Origin of the sequence: Streptomyces sp. ISL-11, assembly GCF_018614525.1 — a bacterium.
In the GTDB taxonomy this organism is placed as follows: Bacteria; Actinomycetota; Actinomycetes; order Streptomycetales; family Streptomycetaceae; genus Streptomyces.
The window spans coordinates 15,983-38,570 of the sequence record NZ_JAGGOL010000029.1; the positions used below are offsets into that span (position 1 = coordinate 15,983).

Consider the following 22,588-nt stretch of genomic DNA (forward strand, 5'->3'; position numbering starts at 1 on the left):
TGCGACCGTGGCGGGACTCATCGCAAGAAAGGGCCTGAACGGGGCGGGCGCCGGATCAAGGTATGCCGTTGTGGGGATGCACTGTTCATGTCGCACCTTCGTGCCCGGGACTACGAGCGCATGCTCGACCTCGCCGTCGCCGTCCTCGAAAGCGACGACCCCGACTCACTGCGGCAGCTGATCGCCGCGCACCTGCTGGAGACCTTCGGCTGCACCACGGTGATCCAGGTGAGGATCGACGCCCAGCGGCCGACGAGCGGCCGGGCCGACGGCTGGGCACCCGACTCGATCGGCCCGTCCGTGGAGACCCTCGTCCAGCGCCGCCGACGCCAGCGCCATCCGCTGCTCGACTACCTCCGCGTCGGCGGCGCCGAGCCGGTGACGATGAACCAGATCTGCGACGACTGGCGCAACACCGAGTGCTACAGCGAAGCGCGCCACGACTTCGGTACGACGCGACAGCTCGGCCTGCCACTGCCCCTGCCCACGGCCGATGGCGGCATACGGGCCATTTCGCTGGGCCGCAAGGGAAGGGACTTCAGCGCCCGCGAACTCGCCTTCGCTGCCCGCATCCAGCCGCTGCTGCTGAGCGCGGACAATCACGCGGAGGAACTGACGCGCCTGCGGGCCCCGGCCGCGGCCGGCACCGGCCTGGTGACCGCCACGGAACACGGCCTGACCCCGCGCGAGCAGACGGTGCTGGGCCTCGTCGCCCAGGGGCTGACGGCCGATGTCATCGGCCGCCGCCTCACGATCTCCCCGCACACGGTCAACCGTCACCTGGAGAAGATCTACCGCAAGCTCGGCACGAACAACCGGGTCTCGACGGTGGTCCAGGCCCGGCACGCGGGGCTGGTGCCGTAGGAAGTTCTTCCTATGGCGGCGCAGGGGGCTGATGGCGATGCTGTTCAGGAGACGACGCGCCGGCGCCGACCACGGGGGTGTGGGCGTCGGCGCGTGGCCTCAGCGCTGAATCTCCTGGTAGCAGAGGACGAGTGAGCCTCCACCGGTCTGCGTGACCGCGCCCGTGGCGCCCTCGACGCCCATGCACGCCAGGCTGGTGAGCCCGTCGTCGACCCTCTTCAGCACCTTGTACTCCGCCTGCGCGTCACCGCAGTCGCGCTTCTTGACGCGCGGCTTATCGGCGGACCCGGTGTTCTGGAAGCACTCACCGGCCACCAGATCGGTGTGGTCGTCCTTCTCCGGCAGGAACTGCTGGTTGATGACGAAGGCGGCACCGCAGCACACGATCAGCAATCCCATGATCACCCACCACCGCCGCAGCTGCTTGGCGGGCTGAACCGGGTCGCCCAGGGGCGGCAGCGTGTCCAAGGCGGGATCCCCGAATCGTTGTGCGAATATCTGATGTTGGCGTCGTACGGTAACCGATGACGTGACGTGAGATTGCGGTGGGGGAGGCGCGCGGCATGGGTGACAGCCGTGACAGTGGCAAGGTCCTGGACATCAAGACGGCCGACATCAAGTCGGCGGCGCCGACTTTTCACGAACAGAGCATCAAGCTGGGGGAAGCGCTCACCACGCTCATCACGACCCTGGACGGCCTGGGCAAGCCGTGGGGCAAGGACGACGCCGTCAAGGATTTCGCCAAGGAGTACCCCGAGCAGCAGAAGCTGATCGAGCGGTCGACCGGCACGCTCGTCCTGGGCCTGGTCAGCATCCATGAGGCGTTGACCGATATGGCGGACGGTCATGTCGACAACGAGACGCTGATCGCGGGCATGTTCACCAAGGAAAAGAACGGCAAGCACGAGGACAAGGGCCACAAGTGAGCGTCGCCGACGAGGCCAAGAACATCCTCGAAAAGCTGGGCCTCGACTGGCCGGACGGCGACCCGGACAAGCTCCGCCAGGCCGCCAAGGCGTGGAAAACCTTCGCCGACAGCGTCGACAAGGTGCGCATACCCGTGGACAAGACGGCGCGCACTCTCATCCACAACAACAAGGGTGAGGCGATCGAGGCATTCGAGACCTTCTGGCACCGCTACGTCAACGGCGACAAGGGCTGGCTCCACGACATCCCCAACGCGGCGCGCAAGATGGCGACGGCGCTGGAAGACGTCGCGAAGGCCATCGAGGACGCGGTCGACAAGCTGGAGAAGCAGCTCTGGATCGAAGCCGGCGTCATTGTCGCGGGCGTCGGCCTGGGCTTCCTCACCTTCGGCCTCACGACAGCGGCGTCCACGGCTGCCGCCACGGCGATGATCGAGCTCGGCGCCACCGTGGGCATCACCATCTCCACCGTGGTCGCCGAGGTCGCTGCCACCACCCTGGTCACGGCGGCGTTCGCCGGCGTGGAATCCGTCACCGTCGACCTGGCCGTGGCCCAGAACCTCAAAATCGCCACCGGTCTCCAGAAGGGAATCAGCCTCGACGACATCAACGCCGCCGCCAAGAACGGCATGGTCTACGGCGGTATCTTCGGCGGTTTCGGGTCTCTGGCGAAGAACGGCGCGAAGGTCGGGGGCATCGGCCCCCTCCTCAAGGGCGCGCGGCCCAACCTCCTTGAGGAGGGCCTGGTTGCCCGGCCCAAGGCGAACATCAAGGAATGCCAGGACCCGATCGACGTCGCGACCGGCACGATGATGCTGCCGCAGACCGACATCACCCTGCCCGGGGCCCTGCCGCTGGTCGTCGAGCGCACGCACCTCTCCTCGTTCCGGGCGGGCGGCTGGTTCGGGTCCACGTGGGCGTCCACCCTCGACGAGCGCGTACAGCTCGACGCCGAGGGCGTGGTGTTCGTAGCGGCCGACGGCATGCGGCTCGTCTACCCCGTACCGAAGCCGGGCGAGCCGACCCTGCCCGTCAAGGGCCCGCGCATGCCCTTGGAGTGGGACGGCCGTCCCGACGGCGTCATGACCGTCACGGATCCCCAGACCGGTGTCGTACGAACCTTCGGCAGCCCCGTGCCGACGGACGTGCCGGGCGCCGTCCAACTCCCCCTGGACAGCCTCCACGACCGCAACGGCGCGCGCATCGACATCGAGCGCACGGCGGGCGGCGTGCCCACCGCGATACGTCACTCCGCCGGCTACTACGTGGCGATCGACACGGAGGGCCCGCGCGTCAAAGCCCTGCGCCTCCTGGACGAGGCCCCGTCACCGTACGAGAAGCCCTGGTCGGCCGCCGTCGGCGGAACGGTCATCGTCCGCTACGGCTACGACGAGGCCGGCAACCTCACCGAGGTCGTCAACTCCCGCGGCGAGCCCCTGCGCTTCACGTACGACGCCGAGGAGCGAATAACCTCCTGGACCGACCGCAACGGCATGTCGTACGCCTACGTGTACGACGCGCGCGGCCGCGTCATCCGCACCGAGGGCCGCGACGGCTACCTGACGGGTGACCTGGCCTACGACGACGAGACCCGGACCACGACCGTCACGGACTCGTTCGGCCACGACCGCACGTTCCGGCACAACGCGGACGGCCTGGTGACGGAGGAGACCGACCAGCTCGGCAACGTCACGCTCACCCGCTGGGACGACCGAGGCGAGCACCCGTTGGCGGTCACGGACCCCCTGGGCCGCACGACCTCCTACGCGTACGACGACGCGGGCAACCTCACGGAGGTCACCCTCCCGGACGGCACGACCGGCCGGGCCGCGTACACCCCGCTGTGCCGCCCGGCGGAGGTCACGGAGCCGGGCGGGGCGACGTGGCGCCATACGTACGACGAGCGCGGCAACCTCCTCACGACGACGGACCCGGCGGGCGCGGAGACGCGCTACGCGTACGACGATCTCGGCCACCTGACATCGGTGACGGACGCACTGGGCCACACGAGCCTGATCACCTGCGACCCGGCCGGCCTGCCACTCGTCCTCACCGATCAGCTGGGCCACAGCACCACTGTCAGTCGGGACACCTTCGGTCGCATCGTCGAAGCGGTCGATCCGTTGGGCCACACGTCCCGCATGGGCTGGACGACGGAGGGCAAGCCGAGCTGGCGGGAACACCCGGACGGCACGTGGGAGACGTGGACGTGGGACGGCGAGGGGAACCTCCTGAACCACACGGACGCGGCGGGCAACGTCACCAGCCACGAGGTCACCGGCTTCGACCTGCCCGCGTCGAGCACGGGCCCCGACGGCACGACGTACACCTTCGCGTACGACACAGAACTGCGCCTGACCGGGGTCACGAACCCGCAGGGGCTGACGTGGTCGTACGGCTACGACGCTGCGGGTCGCCTCACGTCGGAGACGGACTTCAACGGGCGCGAGCTCGTGTACGCGATCGACGCGGCGGGTGAGCTGGTCTCCCGGACGAATGGAGCGGGAGAAACGATCCGCTTCATACGGGACCCGCTGGGTCGCACCACTGAGCTGCGTGACGATGCGGACGGTACGACGACCTTCGCGTACGACGTGACAGGTGCCCTGATCCGCGCGGCGAACGTGGACGCGGAGGTCGTCTACGAACGGGACGCCCTGGGCCGCGTCCTGTCGGAGACGGTCGACGGCCGGAGGATGACCTACGCGTACGACGTGCTGGGGCGCCGTACCCAGCGCATCACGCCGTCGGGGCTGACGACCGAGTGGACATACGACGCGGTGGGCCGTCCGACGGAGCTGCGCGGCGACGCGGGAGCGCTGGGCTTCAGTTACGACGCGGTCGGCCGGGAGACGGAGCGCCGCCTGGGCGAGGGCGTCAGCCTGACACAGGAGTGGAACGCGACCGATCGCCTCACGAAGCAGGTCGTGCGGGTTGGTGAACGCCTCCTCCAGCATCGCGAATACGCCTACCGCGAGGACGGTTACCTGCGGGAGATCCGCGAACTGACGTCGGGAACACGCCGCTTCGACCTCGACGAGACGGGGCGCGTCACGACGGTGAGCGCGCACGGCTGGACCGAACGGTACGCATACGACGCGGCGGGCAACCTCACCAGCGCGGTGGCCCCGGCACACGCCTCCGCCGGCCAGCGCGAGTTCGAGGGCACGGTGATCCGCCGCGCAGGTCGCACGACGTACGAACACGACGCGCAGGGCCGCATGACGCGCCGCACGCGCAAACTCCTCAACGGTCAGACGCAGACGTGGACGTACACCTGGGACGCGGATGACCGCCTGAGGGAGGCGGTGACGCCGGAGGGCGAGCGGTGGCGGTATGCGTATGACCCGCTGGGGCGCCGAATATCCAAGGGGCGGGTGGCGGATGACGATCAGATCGTCGAGGAGACGCTCTTCTCTTGGGACGGCACGCGCGTTGCCGAGCAGGTGGTGTCGAGCGGCAGAGTCACGACGTGGGATTACGCCCCGGGCACGCATCGTCCTTTGACGCAGACGGACCACAGACCGCTGGTCCGCGAGTCGGCCAAGTCATTGATCGAGGCATTCACCGATCAGGCGGCTGCCGATCACGCTACCCACTTCCACGCGATCATCACGGACGCGGTCGGCACCCCGACGGAATTGGTCACGTCAGGAGGGGCTCTGGCTTGGCAGCAGCGCACTTCACTGTGGGGGACGCGCCTTCCTGCTCCAGCCGATACTGCTGTCGACTGTCCCCTTCGTTTTCCCGGTCAATACCGTGACCTGGAGACAGGTCTGAATTACAATTATCAGCGCTACTACGACCCTGAGATTGCTCATTACCTCACTTCCGATCCGTTGGGCTTGGCGCCGGCGCCAAATTCAACTGCTTATGTTCATAACCCATTCGCATGGTCCGACCCCCTTGGGCTTTCCCCCTACGAGCGCTACAGGGCCGATGCACGTAGACCGGAACAGATATTCGAGGATGGATTCGCCCCGAAGGGGAATAATATGAGCCTCGAAGAGCATGTTTATGGCGTGGCCGGAGACTACACCCCACCGTCCGGATTTGTGGCTACGACGGACTCTTCCAATCACGCGTTCAGTCGCCTCAAGACTACTGATGGTCATGTGTATCTCATACGCGAGGGTGACAGTGGCATTGATGTGAATAAGGCCATACCGGATAACCCGTTGTCTCACGAGCGCGAGTTCGCCTACCCTCGGAAGATTGAGTCTGGGCAAATTGCTGGGGCGTGGGACAAGGATAAAAACTGGATTCCCAACCCGAATTATGGAGGGACGCCTTGAGCGGTTCTGTAGCAATTGACTGTGTGCGAGACGGAAGGGTTCTCGAGTCCATCGAGGTTAAAGCTTCTAGTGAACCGCCCTACGAGCTTGCGGTGCGTAGGGATGGGGGTGATGAAGTTGTGTACCCAGGTGACAACTTGTTTGCCTGCCTGATCAATCTCAGGCGTGATCTGGAGCGGGATGGGATCCTGCTGTGCTGTCAAGGGGCCCGGCGCGATGTAATCAACTCTGGATTGCAGGCGCAAATGACGGGCGGGAGGTTTGTTTATACCTCCAACGCGCTGTCGAGGACGGTTAACGAAGAGACTGTGGATATCTTGGCTCCCGCCCGTCCTGACGAGGTAGTCACCGTGGCTGAACAGCGGGCTGCTATTTTCGACTTCTTTGGTATCTCTGATCGTAGTGGAGAAGGTTGAGTCGTATCGCTGCGGTTGCAGGGTGACTAAACGAGTGGGTGCCAATGCGCTCTCTGAGCAGGAAGAGTTCCTACTCGTCAATGCCAGGTAGATGCCCGTCTGTGGTCAGTCTTCGCTGACTGGAGCGACAGCGAAGAGGGTTGGACTAGCTGGCCGTCGCCTCTGCTTTCGCCGAGATCATTGCTCGTTGGGAGAGGGACGGCTATGTCGCGGTCTATCGGGTGAGGAATGGCTGGCCCAGCAAGGCGGGGAGCGTGTGACCGGTGCGGCGCTTGGGGGAGTGCTCCGGCAACCGTCCACTTGGGAGTACCGGCAAGGTCCGCCTGTGATCAGTCTGGTGGCGGTGGAGGGAAGTGCCGCGCTGTATTCACCGCCTTCGCTGCCGCCGGCGGAGGACTGACGTCCCGGTGCTCATGGGCTTCACCGCCGAGTGAACGCGCCGTTCTTTATGTGGGCTATGAGGCTATGAGGGGGCGGAGTCTGTCGGGGGGTGGTGAGGACAGCCTCCGGGGTGTCGCTCTCGCGGAGGTGGGTGGTGTCGGTGGCGTTGTCGCCTGCCAAGTAGACGCAGGAAGAAGCTCCTTGACTGCTTGACTGTAGGAGGACTTCTGCCAGTTGAGGCTGTGCATGACCGTTCCCTCTCAGGTGTCTCTGGCGATGTTCTGGATGAGATCGCGTAAAGCATCCGGCGTTAGTGCCGCTACCTACTCGTGGTTATGTGCGCAGGGTGCATGAAGGGTGGCAGGTTGCGGTACAGGTCGCCACAGCCTGTCTCGCGAAGCGAGGCGGAGGCAATTTTCAGGTGCGGATCCGAGTCGGATATTTGCGAAACTCTGATAGCCGCTGCTCTGGCCAGCCCGGATAGGGACTGGATCGAGACTCATGTGGTCCGTTTTTTGCAGCACGACTCTGCGGAGATTCGAAGGTGTGCTGCTGTCTCGCTCGGCCATCTGGCGCGGATTCATGGAGTGGTGTCTTCGGAAGGTTTGGAGCGGCTTCGCGCTCTGCTGAGTGACGAGATCATGTCCGGCGCTGCAGAAGATGCGCTGGAAGATATCGAAATTTTCGTCCGCTAGATTCGGATTCCGCAGCGCATGCCGACGTACCACCGCCGCACGTGGTGGAGCTGAAGAGGCATGTGAATCCAAAGGTCGGAAAGGGTTACTGCAATTGAGGAAAGGCCAGGAGGAACTCGTCCAGACGGAAATCCCATCCCCGGCACCTAAGGAGGTGACTACCTGTGAATCCTGATGAATACCCAGAAATCAAATCGTGGATCGACGGATTTGAGGGGGGTAGTCGGCTGGGATTCGCCGACTTCCTCAGCGAGCATTGCACCGTCGGCATCTGGCTGGCCTTTTCGCACCTGATGAACCCTGAGTTCATCGAGGTCCAGGGGTGCATCATCAGGCGTAGTTCTTACGATCTGAAAAACTTCGAGGAGTGGCACCAGAATCTAGGTGGGGATGTTCACAGGATCGAGTCCGTACTGAACCGCTTCGTGGTGGGATACGCAATCGACTGCGGAAACACTCCCGAAGAGGAGGCGGCACTTGAAGATATTGCACAAGCCCTAGCCTATTCCTGGGAAGCCGCCCTTGCCCGCACCTTTCCGGGGAAGCGCTTCGAGGTGCGAGTTGCAGATACTGATGACGGGCCAACGGTCATTTTCCAGCAGATGCGACCCTCAGAATGAGACCACACGGCCTCTCTGCGGAAGAAGAGTGCGTGTTGGTCAACGCGAGAGAGATGTCTCCCTTGTGGTCGGTGCTTGCGGACTGGACCGGTAGCGAGGACGAAGCGGACTGGCAAGCGTTTGCGCCCGTCTTTGCTGAGGTCATCCGCCACTTCGAGAAGACGGAGCGCGTTCACGTCTACCGGGGTGAGGACTGGCCGGCTCATGAAGGCGGGGAGCGCGTCAGTGGTGAGCTCCTTGAGGCGTTGCTTCGTCAGCCGTCCACCTGGGCGTACCGGGAGGGTCCTCCGGTCATCGGCTTGCTGGCGGCAGCGGGAGTCGCGAAGGGGCCCAGTGTCCCGTCCCCTTGAATCTGCTCCACCCCCACGGCTGCGACCTGTGCAGAGCAGTTTCGGTGAGACAGACCGGTTTCGGAAGGTCTCACCGAAACTGCTCCGTTCGTGTCCCGTCTCATGCGAATTGGCCCCCGTCTCAGGCGATCTGGTCCGTTGGCTCTACTCATGTCACGCGAGACCTCGATCTGCGCGGCGATGACACCGCGGGGTCGCGGTGAACAGCACGGGTCACTATGGTGGGCCGATGGCGTCGATCATGAAGTTCCAAGTCACCTTCGACTGCGCAGAACCTGAGCGCCTCGCTCGTTTCTGGTGCGAGGTGTTGGGGTACGTCGTACCGCCGCCACCGGAGGGGTTTGCCACTTGGGACGATTTCAAGCGCTCGCTGCCACCTGAGCAGCAGGACGCAAGCTTTGCCTGCAGTGATCCATCAGGCGTGGGCCCGCGTCTGTACTTCCAGCGCGTTCCCGAAGGGAAGGCCGCCAAGAACCGGCTGCATCTTGACGTGCGGGTCGGGACCGGACTCGTGGGTGACGAGCGTCTCGCCGCACTTGAGGCCGAGTGCGCACGACTGGTCGCGCTCGGCGCGGTACACGTGCGAACGCTGCTTGCCGATGACGTCAACGAGTCGTGCATCCCGATGCAGGACATTGAGGGCAACGAGTTCTGTATCGACTGAGGGGCCGCGAACGAGTTCTCGCTCTGTCCCCATTGGCCAAGATGCGACGGGACAGTTCGGGATGTTCTCCGCTTCGTCTCACTGCATCTGCTCCATTCCGGCGGGCCCTGCTCCGGCACCTGCGCGCCTCGGAGTCCGGATCGTCCCGACGCGCCGAGCCGGTGTCAACGAATCTGCTCCGCGCCGTGCGGCTCGGCTTAGCTTCGGTGACACCGGAACAGGTCCGCTGAGACTGGACACCCAGGGTGCCGCTGACGGGTCGGTGATCGGATTCACCTCCGCGTGAGGGTGCCTCCCTTTATGCGGGATATCAGGTGGCGGAGTCTGTCGGGAGTAGTGGTGAGGATGGCTTCCGGGGTGTCGCTCTCGCGGAGGTGGATGGTGCCGGTACGGGCCTCTGCCAGGTAGATGCAGGACGACGCCGCTTCGCTGAACGACGACTTTTGCCACCGCAGGATGTTCAAGTCAATTCCCTTCAGGTGGATCGAGCGATCTGCTGGATGAGGTCTCTTGACGCATTGGGGGTTAGCGCGGCTTCTTCCATGCGGTCGAGCGTCAGGCCGTATCTCTTCACCTGAGCTGTTGTGTGGAGGGTTTCTCCTCCATGTGCGGTGTCGAGCTGGACGGTGTCCAGTTGGGTTACAGGGCCATAGAGGTAGTCGACCCCGTGCCCCGCGATGGGGAAGGACGTGCCGTCGAACGGGATAACCGCGATGGTGATGTTGTCGCGCTCGCCCATGTTGAGGAGGTGGGTGAGCTGGGCTCGGGCCGTCTCAGGACCGCCGAACTGCATCCTCAGTGCGGCCTCGTGAATGATCGCCGTGTATGACAGAGGCTCGTCCCGGAAGAGAATCTCCTGGCGTTTGATCCGATGGGACACCCGGTACTCCAGCTCATGTGGCTTGAGCGGTGGGACGAACTCCCGGAAGATGGCGCGGGCGTGCTCGGAGGTCTGTAGCAGCCCCGGGATGGTGACGACCTGGGCGACTCGCAGTGCCGTGGCGTAATGCTCGATCTCCGCAAGGTGCAGCAGGCTCGTGGGGAGCGACTCGCGGTACTCCTCCCACCAGCCCCGCTTCCGTTCCCCCGCCATCCCGACCAGAGCATCGATGAAGGCGCCGTCTGCGCAGGTGTAGTTGTGCGCCATCGCGCGGACGCGATCACCACTGACGCCCACGCGGCTCGACTCGATGTTGCTGATCTGGGCCTGGCTGGTGCCGAGTAGCCGGCCCGCTTCGGTCGAGGAGATGCCTGCGGCCTCACGGAGCTTGCGAAGCTCAAGCCCGAGGCGTTGTTGACGGGCGCTTGAGGTGTTTCTGACAGGCATCCGCGGTCTCTCCTCATTCGTACACGGTGTGCGCGTGTCGCCCGTGCGGGTGGCAAGTGAGTTATTTGGACCGCTCGGCGAATAAGTTATACGTCGAGTCGCTACGGTGTGACCCACGCCACTCCAGCGCGGCGCCGCGAACGCGGAAGCGCACCGCCCGTGTGACCGGCGGCAAGACACCGCTCGACGTTGCCTGAGTGATCCAACTCCACCTCCCGCCAGGAGACTTCCATGGCCACCGTAGCCAAACCTCAGCCCTGGGCGTACAACCTCGAACTGCCTCGCGATCCGCGGGCACCCGGCGTGGCCCGAAGTACTCTGCGGGCGGTTCTCGACAGGCACGGGATGGGTGAACTCGGCGATGTCGCCGAGCTGCTGGCGTGTGAGCTGGTCACCAACGCTTACGTGCACACCGACGGGCCCTGCTCGCTGCGGCTGCGTGGGCGGGAGGGCGGGCGGCTACGGGTGAGTGTGTGGGACTCCGGTCCGGAGGTTCCGGCGGCGTTCGGAGAAGCGGGGGAAAGCCTGCCCGGGACGGCAGGCGTCGAGGGCGGGCGGCGCGGGCTGTGGCTCGTTCGGCGGTGGGCCGACCGGTGGGGGAGTTACACGTTCGAACCGGAGCGCTATGGGTCGGCCGGCGGGAAGATGCTGTGGTTCGAGCTGGTGGCTCCCAAGCGGGCGTCCCCCGTGGGGTGTGAGGAGTGCGCCGCCCTGGAGGCCGTGCGGCGGCGCGTCACCGGTGAGGGTGATGAGGAGTACGCCATTGACGCCGCCATCGCCGTGCGCCGGCACTTCCGCAGCGCGCACCTTCTGCCCGAAGGGGCGGTCTGGTGACGATCAAGCCCTCAGCGCCGCCTCCACCGCCGCCTCCGCGTGCAGTCTCGCCGTCGGGAAGACCGGCACGGGGCTGTCCTCCGTGCCGATGAGCAGCTCGATTTCCGTGCAGCCCAGGATGATGCCTTCCGCGCCCGCCGCGACCAGGTCTTTGATGACGCTCTGGTAGGCGGCGCGTGAATCCTCCCGTACGACGCCCAGGCACAGCTCCTCGTAGATCACGCGGTGGACGAGGGCCCGGCCCTCGGTGTCCGGGACGAGTACGTCGAGCCCGCCCGCCGCCAGGCGGCCCCGGTAGAAGTCCTGTTCCATGGTGAACGCGGTGCCGAGCAGCCCGACCCGGCGCAGGCCCGCTGCCCGTACCGCGTCCGCCGTGGCGTCGGCCAGGTGCAGCAGGGGGATCGAGACCGCCGCTTCGACCTGGTCGGCCACCTTGTGCATGGTGTTGGTGCAGATCAGCACCATGTCGGCGCCGGCCGCCTCCAGCGACCGGGCGGCCGTGGCCAGGATTTCGCCGGCCTCCGGCCAGCGGCCCTCTGCCTGCAGTCGCTCGATCTCCGCGAAGTCGAGCGAGTACAGCACACAGCGGGCCGAGTGGAGACCGCCCAGCCGGTCGCGCGTGCGCTCGTTCAACAGCCGGTAGTACTCCGCCGTCGACTCCCAGCTCATGCCGCCGATCAAGCCGATCGTCCGCATCGCTTCCCCTCTCCCCGTGCCGGCTGCCGCGCTACCAATGGCGGATCAGCAGCATCATCCCTGCCAAGGTCATGATGAGTCCAAAGGGAATCATCACCGCGCCCAGGAATCGGAGATAGCCCGCTGTTCCGGTGATGGGGATGAACGTGGGGCCGAGGCGGCCGCTCGCCAGATGGTTGAGTTCCAGCTTCCTGTGGAGGCGCTGCACGCGGCGGGTCACAATGCCGCGCACGTTGAAGGCATTGATGACGCCGAACACCACCGCGCAGATGCCGAGCAGGGTCATGAGGACGTTTATCAGAGAGGGCATCGCGCGATCTTATCCGTGGCGTGGCCCCCCTCTGGCTTCCCGTCGGACGCCTTCGGCCGGAACCTGACGGTTCAGTTCACGCCCGGCACTGGCAAGTGCGTGGCCTCTGTGTCCAGATGGTCCCCAGCACAGTCGCCGCTGCCTCGTCGGCGCTCGGTGGCGGTACGTCAGTACGTTCCGTTCCGTACCTGAGAAATGAGGGCGACCATGCAGAACACGCAGAAGACGCGGAAGGCCCGCATGGGGCTCGGCATCGCCGCGGGCCTGGGTGCCGTGGCGTTCACGCTGGGAGCAGCGGCAGGGGCCCAGGCACAGGGCCCGCTCACCGGACCCGCCGCCGGCAAGAGAGTGGTGGACATCAGATCCGCCGACCAGCTTCCCGGCGTCGGATCGTCCGCCAAGCCCGCCGCGGACGTCGTCTACCGCACTCCCGCGTTCACCAACCATCTCGGTAATCAGTGTCTGGACGGGGACCGGAACACCATCCCCAATAACGGCGCCGTCGTTCAGCTCTGGGGCTGCAACAACTGGGACAACCAGAGCTGGTACTGGACGCCGGCGCCCGGACAGCCCACCGGGAACTACACGATCCAGAACGGATACCGGTCGCAGTGCCTGGACGGGGACACCAACACCATCCCCAATAACGGTGCCAAGGTGCAACTGTGGGCGTGCAACGGCTGGACGAACCAGATCTGGTCGTGGAACGGCACCAACCTCCAGAACCGTCTCGGTTCCCAATGCCTCGACGGCGACACCAACACGATCCCCAATAACGGGGCGAAGGTGCAGCTGTGGGGCTGCAACGGCTGGACCAATCAGAAGTGGACGTTCAACCGCTAGCCGGCGGGGAAACAGCCGTCGGCCCGCCGTTCCGCGGGCCGACGGTTTCGCTGAACCGCTATCCCGCCCACTCGATCGTCCGCCACGGGCTTTCCGGCTCCGACATCAGCACGCGGTGCGCGGTCAGTACGTTCTCGTACCACTCGCCGAATTCCTCCGTGTCGAAGCGGAGCACCCGCCCCACCGCGTAGCCCGCCGAGAAGTCCGCCCAGGAGTCGTAGGCGGTCCGGCACAGCGCGCCCGCGCGGAGGATCGCGCCTTCGGCGGCCTCCGCCGGGCACAGGCGGGCGCTCAGGCCCCAGCGGGCGAAGCCGACCGCGCGGCCGTAGTCGTAGCCGACGGCGCTGCGGACGTAGCCCTCCGGCGGGAGGAGGCCGTCGGCGCGGAAGCGGGCCTCGTAGCGGAGGATGCGGCCGATCAGTTCCTGGATCTCTCCGTCGGCCTCCGGTGGTGCGTCCAGGTCGGCGAGCAGGGCCGTGCACGCGCGGCGCCATACGTACGGGCGGAGCGGGACTCCGGATTCGCGTGAGAGCTCACGGCGGACGCTGAGGGCGAACTCGGGGCCCACGGGGCTGTTGTCGGCCGCCAGGAGCGCGTTCATCTCCCGCTGCCAGTCCTGGGGCGTACTGGTGCCCCACGACTCCCTCAGCAGCCGTACGTCCATTTCGTAGTCGTGATAGACGTCCGCTATCTCGTTCCACAGCACGCCATTGGTCACGGACAGATGCGCCCCGCAGCCGAGCGCGTGGGCGAGATCACCGGCGCGCGGGCCCGTGTACTTGGTGAGCAGGGTGACCGCGTCCGCCTCCCGTGCGATCCGCTTCCAGCGGCGGCGGTCCCAGGCGCGTGCCCGCAATCGCATGCCCGCCGGCGAGTTGGGATTCACGTAGAGGGAGAAGCGGGCGTCCGGCCAGTGCTCGGCCAGCGTCCGCAGGGAGGTGCGGGAGGCGACGAGACGGGCCCGGCGAGGCGGGCGTTCGCCCGTCGTGCACACGGCGATGCACCAGTTGCCCAGTTCGTCGTCGAAGGTCTTCCACGTGGAGCTGCCGCCCGCGTCGACGTCCTCCTTCGGCAGGTAGATGTAGAGGTCGGCGTCCGCGAGGGCGCGCAGGTACCCCTTCTCGTCCCCCTTCGCCGCGGCCTCGCGCAGCCGCTCCTCGATCCTTGTCGCGGGTTGCCATGGGCGGCTCGCCGCCATCGCACGTGGTCTTGAGGTCCTCACCGGATCACTCTAGGACGGACGTACGCGCCGGGACGCGCCACGCGTCGGGAAGGGGCGTGCCCCGGGGGCGCTCGGGGACGTGTCCGGTGCCGCCCTTCCGTGGCGGCCGTGCCAGTGGGACGCTGTCCTCTATGGGTGCATTGCGGCGCCTACGGGCCCGGCAAGTCCTGTACGCGGCGGGGGTGACGGCGCTCCTGGGTCCCGCCGTGATGATGCTCACCGGCTGCGAACCGGGCGTGGGCGGTCTCGACTCGGTCATCGTCGCCGTCACCACGGACCAGCGCGCCACCGCGCGCCTCCAGCAGGAGGGCTATTACGTGCAGTGGCTCACCTGCATCGGCACGGCCGAGCAGGGCGGTACGACCGACAAGGGTTCGCCCCGTCCCGTGACGGCCGTCGGTGTCGACTGCGAGGGCAGGACGGGCGGCAACCAGAAGATCATCGTCTACGGGCGGGTCACCGGGATCCACGGCCAGTCCTGCGTGCGGGGGCGGCTGACGGCCAAGGTCGACGGGAAGACGGCCTTCACCGCGAGTGTGCTCGGGGAGTGTTCGGGCGAGGGCGTCACCGGTGGTGGCGACAGCAAGCCGGACCAGCCGCCGAAGTCGCAGACGCCGCCGAAGACGCAGAAGCCGGGTGACCACGACAGCCCCGCGAAGCCCGGGCGCACCACCCGTCCGCCGACCGGCCCTTCACCCTCACCGGACTGCACCGACAAGCCTGCCGACAAGCCCGCCGACAAGGCCACGGACAAGCCCGGAGGCAAGTAGGAAGGCACGGCCGCGCCCCGCATAGGCTGGGGGCATGTCCGACGAGTCCCTGCTCATCAAGAGCCTGCGCACGGCGGTGGACGCCGCCCCCGACGACGTGCCCCTGCGCCTGCACCTCGCCCAGCTTCTGCTCGACGGGGGACACGCTCAGGACGCCATCGCCCATGTCGCCGCCGCCCTCCAGCGTGAACCGGGCAACACCGAGGCGCACACGCTCATCGCGCGCGCCGTCGCACCCACCGCCCCGAGCGCCCCGGCACAGAGCTCGATGCAGAGGCCGACTCAGGCACCTGCCCAGGCACCGACTCAGGCACCGGCCCAGGCACCGACCGCCCCGGTCCAGCCCCCCGCCGTCGTCCCCGCCGCCCCGCGGCCGCCGGACGGCGCGTACGACTGGAGGAGCGCCGAGAGCGAGCTCTCCGAGGTCATCCCGCCCCGCTTCGTCCAGCCCCCGCGCCAACCGGAGGAAGAGGAACAACCCCAGACACCCGAGCCGCCCCTCACCACCGACGGCACCGGCACCGGCTCCGACGACGACTCCTCCCTCTGGGAGGTCGAGACCGGCAGCATCACGCTCGCCGACGTCGGCGGCATGCACGAGGTCAAGGAGCGCCTGGAGGCCGCCTTCCTCGCCCCCATGCGCAACCCCGAACTGCGCAAGCTCTACGGCAAGAGCCTGCGCGGCGGACTGCTGATGTACGGGCCGCCCGGTTGCGGCAAGACGTACATCGCCCGCGCCGTGGCCGGCGAGCTCGGCGCCCGCTTCATGTCGGTCAGCATCAGCGACGTCCTCGACATGTGGATCGGCAACTCCGAGCGGAACCTGCGCCAGCTCTTCGAGACCGCCCGCCGCAACGCCCCCTGCGTCCTCTTCCTCGACGAGATAGACGCCTTGGGCGCCAAGCGCAGCCAGATCCGCCACAACGGCATGCGCAACACCGTCAACCAGCTCCTCACCGAGCTCGACGGCGTCGACGGCACCGCGAACGAGGGCGTCTTCGTCCTCGCCGCGACCAATCACCCCTGGGACGTGGACACCGCGCTGCGCCGCCCCGGCCGCTTCGACCGGATGCTGCTCGTCCTGCCGCCCGACAGGACCGCCCGCGAGGGGATCCTCCACCACCACCTCAAGGACCGGCCCGTCGCCGGCATCGACCTGGGCAAGCTGGCCAAGCGGACCGACGGATTCTCCGGCGCGGACCTGCGGCACCTGTGCGAGTCCGCGTCCGAACGGGCCCTGCTCGACTCCGTCCGCACCGGCCGCGCCCGCCTGATCGAGATGTCCGACCTCCTCGCCGCGCTCGACCAGGTGCGGCCCTCCACCGGACCGTGGTTCTCCTCCGCCCGCAACGTCGCGCAGTTCGCCAACGAGGGCGGCTTGTACGACGAACTCCTGGCGTATCTGAAGCGGAAGAAGATGCTGTGAGCGAGACCGTCCACCCCGTCCTGGCCCGCGCCATGGCGCTGATGGAGGTGAACCGCCGGGACCAGGCGCAGGAACTGCTGGTGCGCCATGTGGCGCAGGAGCCGGACGACGCCTTCGCCTGGGAGCGGCTCGCCGCCTGCCGCAACTCCGCCGAGGACTTCACGGGCGCCATGGAGGCGGCGAACGAGGCACTGCGCCTCGACCCGTACCGGGGTGACGCCCACCTGCGCCGCAGCGACTCCTTCCGCTTCCGGGGCCTGGTGTACGACGCGGCCGACGCCGCCCGCGAGGCCCGCCGCCTGCTCCCGCAGGCGGCGGCGCCGCGGGTGGCGCTGGCGAAGGCGCTGCGGATGATGCCGGACGAGGCCGGCCTGGAGGAGGCGTACGACGTCGCCCTGGAAGGGATTTCCCTCGATCCGGAGCTGCTCGGCGCCCACTCCACGCTCTACTACATCGCCCGCGACATGGACCGGCCGGACATCGCCGAGCAGGCGCTGCACACCGTGCTGCGCCTGGAACCCACCGACGCCTGGGCACGCGCGGAGCTCGCGCGCATGAAGGACGAGGCGAACGAGGCGAAGCTCCCGCAGCTGGCCAAGGAGTACAGCGAGGCGCTCGGCGCCGATCCGGACGCCGACCACATCGAGGGCAGACTGCACGGCGTCGTCTACCGGCTGCTGCGCCGCACCCGCTGGTTCGCCCTGCTCTGCCTGCTCATCGCGACGCTCGACGCCCGGGTGTTCCCGACGGGTGACGACCCGACGGGCCTGCCCGCGCCGTGGCCGACGCGGATGTGGGGGCTGGTCCTGATGGCCGTGGTGTGGGCCGTGGGCGCGTGGCGCATCTACCGCAAGCTGCCGCGCGGCGCCCGGATGAGCACGCGCCTGCTGCTGCGGCGCTTCTTCTGGGCGCGCCTGGCCGTCGGGCAGGCCCTGTGGGGGATGCTCTTCGCGGTGGTGGCCCTGACGGCGCCGTGGACGGACCGGGGCGTGCTGCGCACGCTCGTGCTCGTGGGCGCCGTCCCCCTGGTGCTGACCATCTGGTTCGAGCGCGCCGCCATGCGGTCGGCGGACTGATCACCGGCGCGCGGGGGCGGGCGGGTAGCATCCCGGACGTACGAGCCGACGACACGAGGAGCCACCGGTGGCGGGAGAACCGCAGGCCGACTGCCTGTTCTGCAAGATCGTCGCGGGGGAGGTGCCGGCGACCGTCATCCGCGAGAGCGAGACGACCCTGGCGTTCCGCGACATCAACCCGCAGGCGCCCACCCACGTCCTGGTGATCCCCAAGGTGCACCACCCGGACGCGGCCTCCCTCGCGGTCGCAGAGCCGCAGATCGCCGCGGACATACTGCGTGAGGCCGGCGAGGTCGCCGCGCAGGAGGGTGTGGACGCCAAGGGCTTCCGCGTCGTCTTCAACACCGGCAGCGGCGCCGGGCAGACGGTCTTCCACGCGCACGCGCACGTCCTGGGCGGGCGCGGCCTCAACTGGCCGCCCGGTTAAGCCGTTGTCCGTACGGGAGCTCGTCGTCCTCGGCACCGCCAGCCAGGTGCCGACACGACACCGCAATCACAACGGCTACGTCCTCCTCTGGGACGGCGACGGCCTGCTCTTCGACCCCGGCGAGGGCACCCAGCGGCAGATGCTGCGCGCGGGGGTGGCCGCCCACGACCTGAACCGGCTGTGCGTCACCCACTTCCACGGTGACCACTCCCTCGGGCTCGCCGGCGTCATCCAGCGCATCAACCTCGACCGGGTGCCGCACCCGGTCACCGCGCACTACCCGAAGAGCGGGCAGCGCTTCTTCGACCGGCTGCGGTACGCCACGGCCTACCGCGAGACGGTGCCGCTGGCGCAGGAGCCGGTCTCCGGCGCCGGCGGGGTGCTGGCCAGGACCCCGTCGTACGAGCTGCGGGCGCGCCGCCTCTCGCATCCCGTGGAGTCGTACGGCTACCGCCTGACCGAGCCCGACGGGCGGCGGATGCTGCCGGAGCTGCTGGCGCGGCACGGGATCGGCGGGCCGGACGTGGGGCGTCTGCGGAAGGAGGGCTCGCTCGGCGGCGTCACCCTGGAGGACGTGAGCGAGGTGCGGCGCGGGCAGCGGTTCGCGTTCGTGATGGACACCCGGCTGTGCGAGGGCGTCCAAGAGCTGGCGGACGGCTGCGACATGCTCGTCATCGAGTCCACGTTCCTGGACGAGGACGAGGCCCTGGCGGTCGAGCACGGGCACCTGACGGCGGGCCAGGCCGCCCGGGTGGCCGCCGAGGCGGGTGTGCGGCACCTGGTGCTGACGCACTTCTCGCAGCGCTACGACGACCCGGAGGTCTTCGAGCGGCAGGCCCGGGCGGCGGGCTTCGACGGTGAGCTGTCCGTCGCCCGGGACCTGATGCGCGTTCCCGTTCCCAAGCGCCGGTGAGCCGGCGCGGGGACCGCGCGGTGGATTACGGCAGGTAGTACATCGGGTTCGGCAGCTTGTATATGCGGTCGGCGTAGCCGCCCTGGAGGTCGCTGTACTGGTCGCCGAGGTTGGCGACGATGTCGTAGCCCTGGGACTCGATGTGCTTGCGGGTGCCCGACTTGTACTCGACCGTGGTGCAGGTGGCGCCGCAGGGCAGGTACGCCGGCGGGGTCTGCTTGTTCTTGAGGAAGAAGTGCGCGGTGTCGGCGACGGGCTTGTAGCCGACGTTCTTGAGGTTGCGCGCGCTCCACTCGCGCTGGTGCTCGCCGCGGCCGGTGACGTAGAAGACCGTCACGCCCTTGGACTGGGCCCAGTTGACGAGCTGGGGCATGCCGAAGACCGCGGCCATGTCGGTGGACTTCAGGTACGCGTCCTGCGACTCGGGCGTGAAGTGGAAGCCCTGCTGGAGCTCGTAGTTGTAGGTCAGCAGGGTGGTGTCGTCGAGGTCGACGACGATGGCCGGCTTGCCCTTGAGGTGCTTGCCGTTCTTCACGGCGCGGTCGATCTGGGCCTTGGCCTTCTTCTCGATGTCCGCGACCTGCTTGGCGTAGTTGCTGTCGGGCGAGGCGTAGTGCTGCCCGGACTTGTCGACGGTGTCGCCGTAGAACGCCTTGATCTTGTCCTGGACCTGGGTGAGGTTCGGGATCTCCTTGTCCGTGCGGGGCACGGAGTGGTCGGCGCTGGCCGCGCCCGCCGCGTAGAGACCGCCACCGACGGTGAGGGCCGCGGTGGCGGCGGCTATTCGGATGCCCAGGCGCTTCGAGGGCTTGAGGGACATCGGGAACTTCGAGGACTTCGGCGGCACGTTCGTACTCCTGAGTAACAAGGTGGGTGCAGCGCGAAGCTAGAGGGTGCCGCACCACCTGGTCAAGAGCTGTCTACGCGCGCAGAGCCGGGGAGTCCGCCGCCCGCTCCAGGATGCGGGCCGCCACCGCCGGGGAGTCGACGAGCGGGTGCAGCGCCAGCGCGCGCAGCGCGGCACCGCGGTCTCTGAACACGGCCGCCTCGATCGTGGCCCGCTCGACCGCCTTGAGCTGGAGCATCAGCCCGAGCTGGTCCTCCCGCAGGGGGGCGCACGCGAGCGGCCGGGCGCCGCGCGCGTCCACCTCGCACACCGTCTCGATGACGGCCCCGGGGGCCAGGGCGGGCACGGTCGTGCCATTGGCGACGTTCAGTACGAGCCGGGTGCTGACGTCGCCCGAGATCGCCCGCATCAGCGCGAGCGCCACCCGGTCGTAGCCACCGCCGTCCAGGTCGCAGGAATCGCGCTGCCAGCCGCCGCTCGCCGCCCGGCTCTCCGCCATGTAGGTCTCCTCCCGGCGGCGCCGGGTCCGCTCCCACAGCTCGTACGCCTTGTCGAGCGCGGCCGCCGCCGTGCTGAAGAAGTGGCCCTGCTGCTGGTCGAGGAACTCGCCCCGGGTCTCCACCGAGTCCAGCACCGAGCGCAGCGTCTCGCGGCGGAAGTAGTAGTAGTGCAGGTACTCGTTCGGCAGCGCGCCCAGCGCCTGGAGCCACTCCGCGCCGAAGAGCTTGCCCTCCTCGAAGGAGGTCAGCAGCTTCTCGTCGCCCAGCAGCCCCGGCAGCAGGTCCTTGCCCTGGTGCGTCAACGAACGGAGCCACCCGAGGTGGTTGAGGCCCACGTAGTCGAAGTGCGCCTCGTCCGGGTCCGCGCCCGCGGCGCGCGCCGCGCGCCGCACCAGCCCCACGGGTGAATCACAGATGCCGATCACCCGGTCGCCCAGCACGGTCCGCATGGCCTCCGTCACCATGCCCGCGGGGTTGGTGAAGTTGATGACCCAGGCGTCCGGGGCGACCGCCGCGACCCGCTCGGCGATGTTCAGCGCGACCGGGATCGTCCGCAGCCCGTAGAGCACACCGCCCGCGCCGACCGTCTCCTGGCCCAGCACGCGCTCGCCGAGCGGAATCCTTTCATCGCGCACGCGTCCGGCGGTGCCACCCACCCGGATCGCGGAGAAGACGAAGTCCGCGCCGCGCAGCGCCTCGTCCAGCTCGCGGACCACCCGCACCACCGGCGCTCCCGGCACGTCCGCCGCCTGCGCGGCCAGCACCGAGCCGATCACCTTCAGCCGGACGGGATCGGTGTCGTACAGGACAAGTTCGGTGCACCGCCCCGGGGCGGTGCGTCGCGCGTCGTCCAACAGGGCCCGGTGCACGAGGGGAACCCGGAATCCGCCACCGCCGAGAATCGTCAGCCTCATGGAACGGAACGTATCGCAGCATCGGGCAGACTGTCCGGACCCGCACCCGTGAGAGGAGTAGCGAGCGAGCATGACGATCTTTTCGCCTCATGCGACACCGCCGTCGGCCTTCCCTGGTGAGCGCTTCGGGGACACGGCAGGCGCCGAGGGATTCGCCGGGGCGGCGCCCGTCCTCGACCCGCTGGCCGAGGTCCGTGCCGAGGGCGACCCCCAGACCGACGTCTACCTGACCGGCACTGTTTTCCTCGACATCATCTTCACCGGCCTGGACTCCGCCCCCGTGCGCGGCACCGAGTCCTGGGCCCGGGGCATGGGCTCCAGCCCCGGCGGCATCGCCAACATGGCCACCGCCCTCGCCCGGCTCGGCCTGCGCACCTCCCTCGCCGCGGCCTTCGGCGACGACATGTACGGCGAGTACTGCTGGGACGCGCTCTCCCGCGGCGAGGGCATCGACCTGGGCCTCTCGCGCACCGTCCCCGGCTGGCACTCCCCGGTGACCGTCTCCATGGCGTACGAGGGCGAGCGCACGATGGTCTCCCACGGCCACGAGGCCCCGCCGCCGCAGGAACCCGCCCCCGAGTGCCCGCCGCCCGCCCGCGCCTGCGTCGCCCTGCTCGTGCCCGGCCGCCAGGAGGAGTGGATCGCGCACGCCGCCCGCCGGGGCAGTCGGGTCTTCGCCGACGTCGGCTGGGACGAGACCGGCCGCTGGGACCCCGCCGACCTCGCCGACCTGGAGCACTGCGAGGCCTTCCTGCCCAACGCGGAGGAGGCCATGCGCTACACCCGCACCGACTGCCCGCGCGCCGCCGCCCGCGCCCTGGCCGAGAAGGTGCCGCTCGCCGTCGTGACCATGGGCGAGAAGGGCGCCTTCGCCGTCGACAGCCGCACGGGCGAGAGCGCCGAGGTCCCGGCCATCGCCGTCGAGGCACTCGACCCCACGGGCGCCGGCGACGTCTTTGTCGCGGGCTTTGTCACCGGCACGCTCGCCGGCTGGCCGCTCGCGGACCGGCTCGCCTTCGCGGGGCTGACCGCCGCCCTGTCCGTGCAGGAGTTCGGCGGGTCGCTCTCCGCGCCCGGCTGGGTGGAGGTCGCCGCCTGGTGGAAGCACGTACGAACCTACGACGACCAGACGCCGGCCGCGCTGCGCAGCTACGCCTTCCTCGACAACCTGCTGCCCGCCGCCGCCCGGCCCTGGCCGCTGCGCCGGGCCGTCCCCACGCTCGGATTCCGCCAGCCGTAAAACCCCTCGGGCTTGTCGGTGCACCGTCGTAC

General features: G+C 68.2%; 22 protein-coding genes. 14 read left to right on the top strand and 8 right to left on the bottom strand.

The genetic code is table 11. The features are described 5' to 3' along the window. The first annotated feature begins 87 nt into the window (after nt 1–87). Nucleotides 88–864, top strand: a complete 777-nt coding sequence (locus tag J7E86_RS07845) for a response regulator transcription factor (protein WP_215080802.1) — start codon at nt 88–90, stop codon at nt 862–864. A gap of 99 nt (nt 865–963) precedes the next feature. On the opposite strand, the gene J7E86_RS07850 is transcribed toward J7E86_RS07845, so the two are convergent. Then, complete coding sequence (locus J7E86_RS07850; protein ID WP_215080803.1) at nt 964–1,332, bottom strand: hypothetical protein; 369 nt, start codon at nt 1,330–1,332, stop codon at nt 964–966. 95 nt (nt 1,333–1,427) lie between these two features. Here J7E86_RS07850 and J7E86_RS07855 point away from each other — a divergent pair, with 95 nt between their 5' ends. The 5 genes from J7E86_RS07855 (at nt 1,428) to J7E86_RS07880 (ending at nt 9,211) form a co-directional block, all read left to right on the top strand. Continuing rightward, complete coding sequence (locus J7E86_RS07855; RefSeq protein ID WP_215080804.1) at nt 1,428–1,790, top strand: hypothetical protein; 363 nt, start codon at nt 1,428–1,430, stop codon at nt 1,788–1,790. Then, a complete protein-coding gene (locus J7E86_RS07860; RefSeq protein WP_215080805.1) occupies nt 1,787–6,085 on the top strand; it encodes a DUF6531 domain-containing protein in 4,299 nt (1,432 codons plus the stop codon). The genes J7E86_RS07855 and J7E86_RS07860 overlap by 4 nt, the downstream gene beginning before the upstream one ends. Further along, entirely contained in the window at nt 6,082–6,501 is a 420-nt protein-coding gene (locus J7E86_RS07865) for a hypothetical protein (RefSeq protein ID WP_215080806.1), read from the top strand. The genes J7E86_RS07860 and J7E86_RS07865 overlap by 4 nt, the downstream gene beginning before the upstream one ends. A 1,240-nt stretch (nt 6,502–7,741) precedes the next feature. After that, nucleotides 7,742–8,197, top strand: a complete 456-nt coding sequence (locus tag J7E86_RS07875) for a hypothetical protein (RefSeq protein WP_215080807.1) — start codon at nt 7,742–7,744, stop codon at nt 8,195–8,197. A 579-nt stretch (nt 8,198–8,776) separates the two neighbouring features. Next, complete coding sequence (locus tag J7E86_RS07880) at nt 8,777–9,211, top strand: VOC family protein (RefSeq protein WP_215080808.1); 435 nt, start codon at nt 8,777–8,779, stop codon at nt 9,209–9,211. 272 nt (nt 9,212–9,483) lie between these two features. Here the strand turns inward: J7E86_RS07880 and J7E86_RS07885 are convergent, their stop codons facing one another. Together J7E86_RS07885 and J7E86_RS07890 are read right to left on the bottom strand one after the other, a co-directional pair. Further along, nucleotides 9,484–9,675: a DUF397 domain-containing protein gene (locus J7E86_RS07885; protein ID WP_215080809.1), complete on the bottom strand. Its 192-nt coding sequence runs from the start codon at nt 9,673–9,675 to the stop codon at nt 9,484–9,486. An 11-nt stretch (nt 9,676–9,686) separates the two neighbouring features. Then, nucleotides 9,687–10,538, bottom strand: a complete 852-nt coding sequence (locus J7E86_RS07890) for a helix-turn-helix transcriptional regulator (protein ID WP_215080810.1) — start codon at nt 10,536–10,538, stop codon at nt 9,687–9,689. A gap of 231 nt (nt 10,539–10,769) precedes the next feature. Between J7E86_RS07890 and J7E86_RS31805 the strand changes: the two genes are divergently transcribed. After that, on the top strand, nt 10,770–11,372 hold the full coding sequence (locus J7E86_RS31805) for an ATP-binding protein (protein ID WP_215080811.1): 603 nt from the start codon (nt 10,770–10,772) through the stop codon (nt 11,370–11,372). 3 nt (nt 11,373–11,375) lie between these two features. Here the strand turns inward: J7E86_RS31805 and J7E86_RS07900 are convergent, their stop codons facing one another. Beyond that, complete coding sequence (locus J7E86_RS07900; protein WP_215080812.1) at nt 11,376–12,068, bottom strand: aspartate/glutamate racemase family protein; 693 nt, start codon at nt 12,066–12,068, stop codon at nt 11,376–11,378. Between the two features lie 31 nt (nt 12,069–12,099). Further along, entirely contained in the window at nt 12,100–12,354 is a 255-nt protein-coding gene (locus J7E86_RS07905; RefSeq protein ID WP_215080813.1) for a hypothetical protein, read from the bottom strand. A 231-nt stretch (nt 12,355–12,585) separates the two neighbouring features. Here J7E86_RS07905 and J7E86_RS07910 point away from each other — a divergent pair, with 231 nt between their 5' ends. Further along, on the top strand, nt 12,586–13,221 hold the full coding sequence (locus J7E86_RS07910; RefSeq protein WP_215080814.1) for an RICIN domain-containing protein: 636 nt from the start codon (nt 12,586–12,588) through the stop codon (nt 13,219–13,221). 58 nt (nt 13,222–13,279) lie between these two features. Here J7E86_RS07910 and J7E86_RS07915 read toward each other — a convergent pair whose 3' ends face one another. Next, nucleotides 13,280–14,419 carry a DUF1266 domain-containing protein gene (locus J7E86_RS07915; RefSeq protein WP_215080815.1) on the bottom strand — a complete coding sequence of 380 codons (1,140 nt, stop codon included), beginning with the start codon at nt 14,417–14,419 and terminating at the stop codon, nt 13,280–13,282. A 155-nt stretch (nt 14,420–14,574) separates the two neighbouring features. On the opposite strand from J7E86_RS07915, the gene J7E86_RS07920 reads away from it, so the two are divergent. The 5 genes from J7E86_RS07920 to J7E86_RS07940 all read left to right on the top strand — a co-directional run bounded on the left by J7E86_RS07920 (nt 14,575) and on the right by J7E86_RS07940 (nt 19,055). After that, nucleotides 14,575–15,213 carry a hypothetical protein gene (locus tag J7E86_RS07920; protein WP_215080816.1) on the top strand — a complete coding sequence of 213 codons (639 nt, stop codon included), beginning with the start codon at nt 14,575–14,577 and terminating at the stop codon, nt 15,211–15,213. A 34-nt stretch (nt 15,214–15,247) separates the two neighbouring features. Beyond that, a complete protein-coding gene (locus tag J7E86_RS07925; protein WP_215080817.1) occupies nt 15,248–16,639 on the top strand; it encodes a 26S protease regulatory subunit in 1,392 nt (463 codons plus the stop codon). Further along, the gene (locus J7E86_RS07930; protein WP_215080818.1) at nt 16,636–17,715 is read left to right on the top strand and encodes a lipopolysaccharide assembly protein LapB; all 1,080 of its coding nucleotides are present in this window, start codon (nt 16,636–16,638) and stop codon (nt 17,713–17,715) included. The genes J7E86_RS07925 and J7E86_RS07930 overlap by 4 nt, the downstream gene beginning before the upstream one ends. A gap of 67 nt (nt 17,716–17,782) precedes the next feature. Further along, nucleotides 17,783–18,142, top strand: coding sequence for a histidine triad nucleotide-binding protein (locus J7E86_RS07935; RefSeq protein WP_215080819.1), 360 nt, complete (start codon nt 17,783–17,785; stop codon nt 18,140–18,142). A 4-nt stretch (nt 18,143–18,146) separates the two neighbouring features. Beyond that, entirely contained in the window at nt 18,147–19,055 is a 909-nt protein-coding gene (locus J7E86_RS07940) for a ribonuclease Z (protein ID WP_215080820.1), read from the top strand. 25 nt (nt 19,056–19,080) lie between these two features. Here J7E86_RS07940 and J7E86_RS07945 read toward each other — a convergent pair whose 3' ends face one another. Beyond that, the gene (locus tag J7E86_RS07945; RefSeq protein WP_215080980.1) at nt 19,081–19,875 is read right to left on the bottom strand and encodes an HAD family acid phosphatase; all 795 of its coding nucleotides are present in this window, start codon (nt 19,873–19,875) and stop codon (nt 19,081–19,083) included. Between the two features lie 100 nt (nt 19,876–19,975). Continuing rightward, entirely contained in the window at nt 19,976–21,316 is a 1,341-nt protein-coding gene (locus J7E86_RS07950) for a 6-phospho-beta-glucosidase (RefSeq protein ID WP_215080821.1), read from the bottom strand. Between the two features lie 70 nt (nt 21,317–21,386). Here J7E86_RS07950 and J7E86_RS07955 point away from each other — a divergent pair, with 70 nt between their 5' ends. Then, on the top strand, nt 21,387–22,556 hold the full coding sequence (locus tag J7E86_RS07955; protein ID WP_215080822.1) for a carbohydrate kinase family protein: 1,170 nt from the start codon (nt 21,387–21,389) through the stop codon (nt 22,554–22,556). Nucleotides 22,557–22,588: the final 32 nt, after the last annotated feature.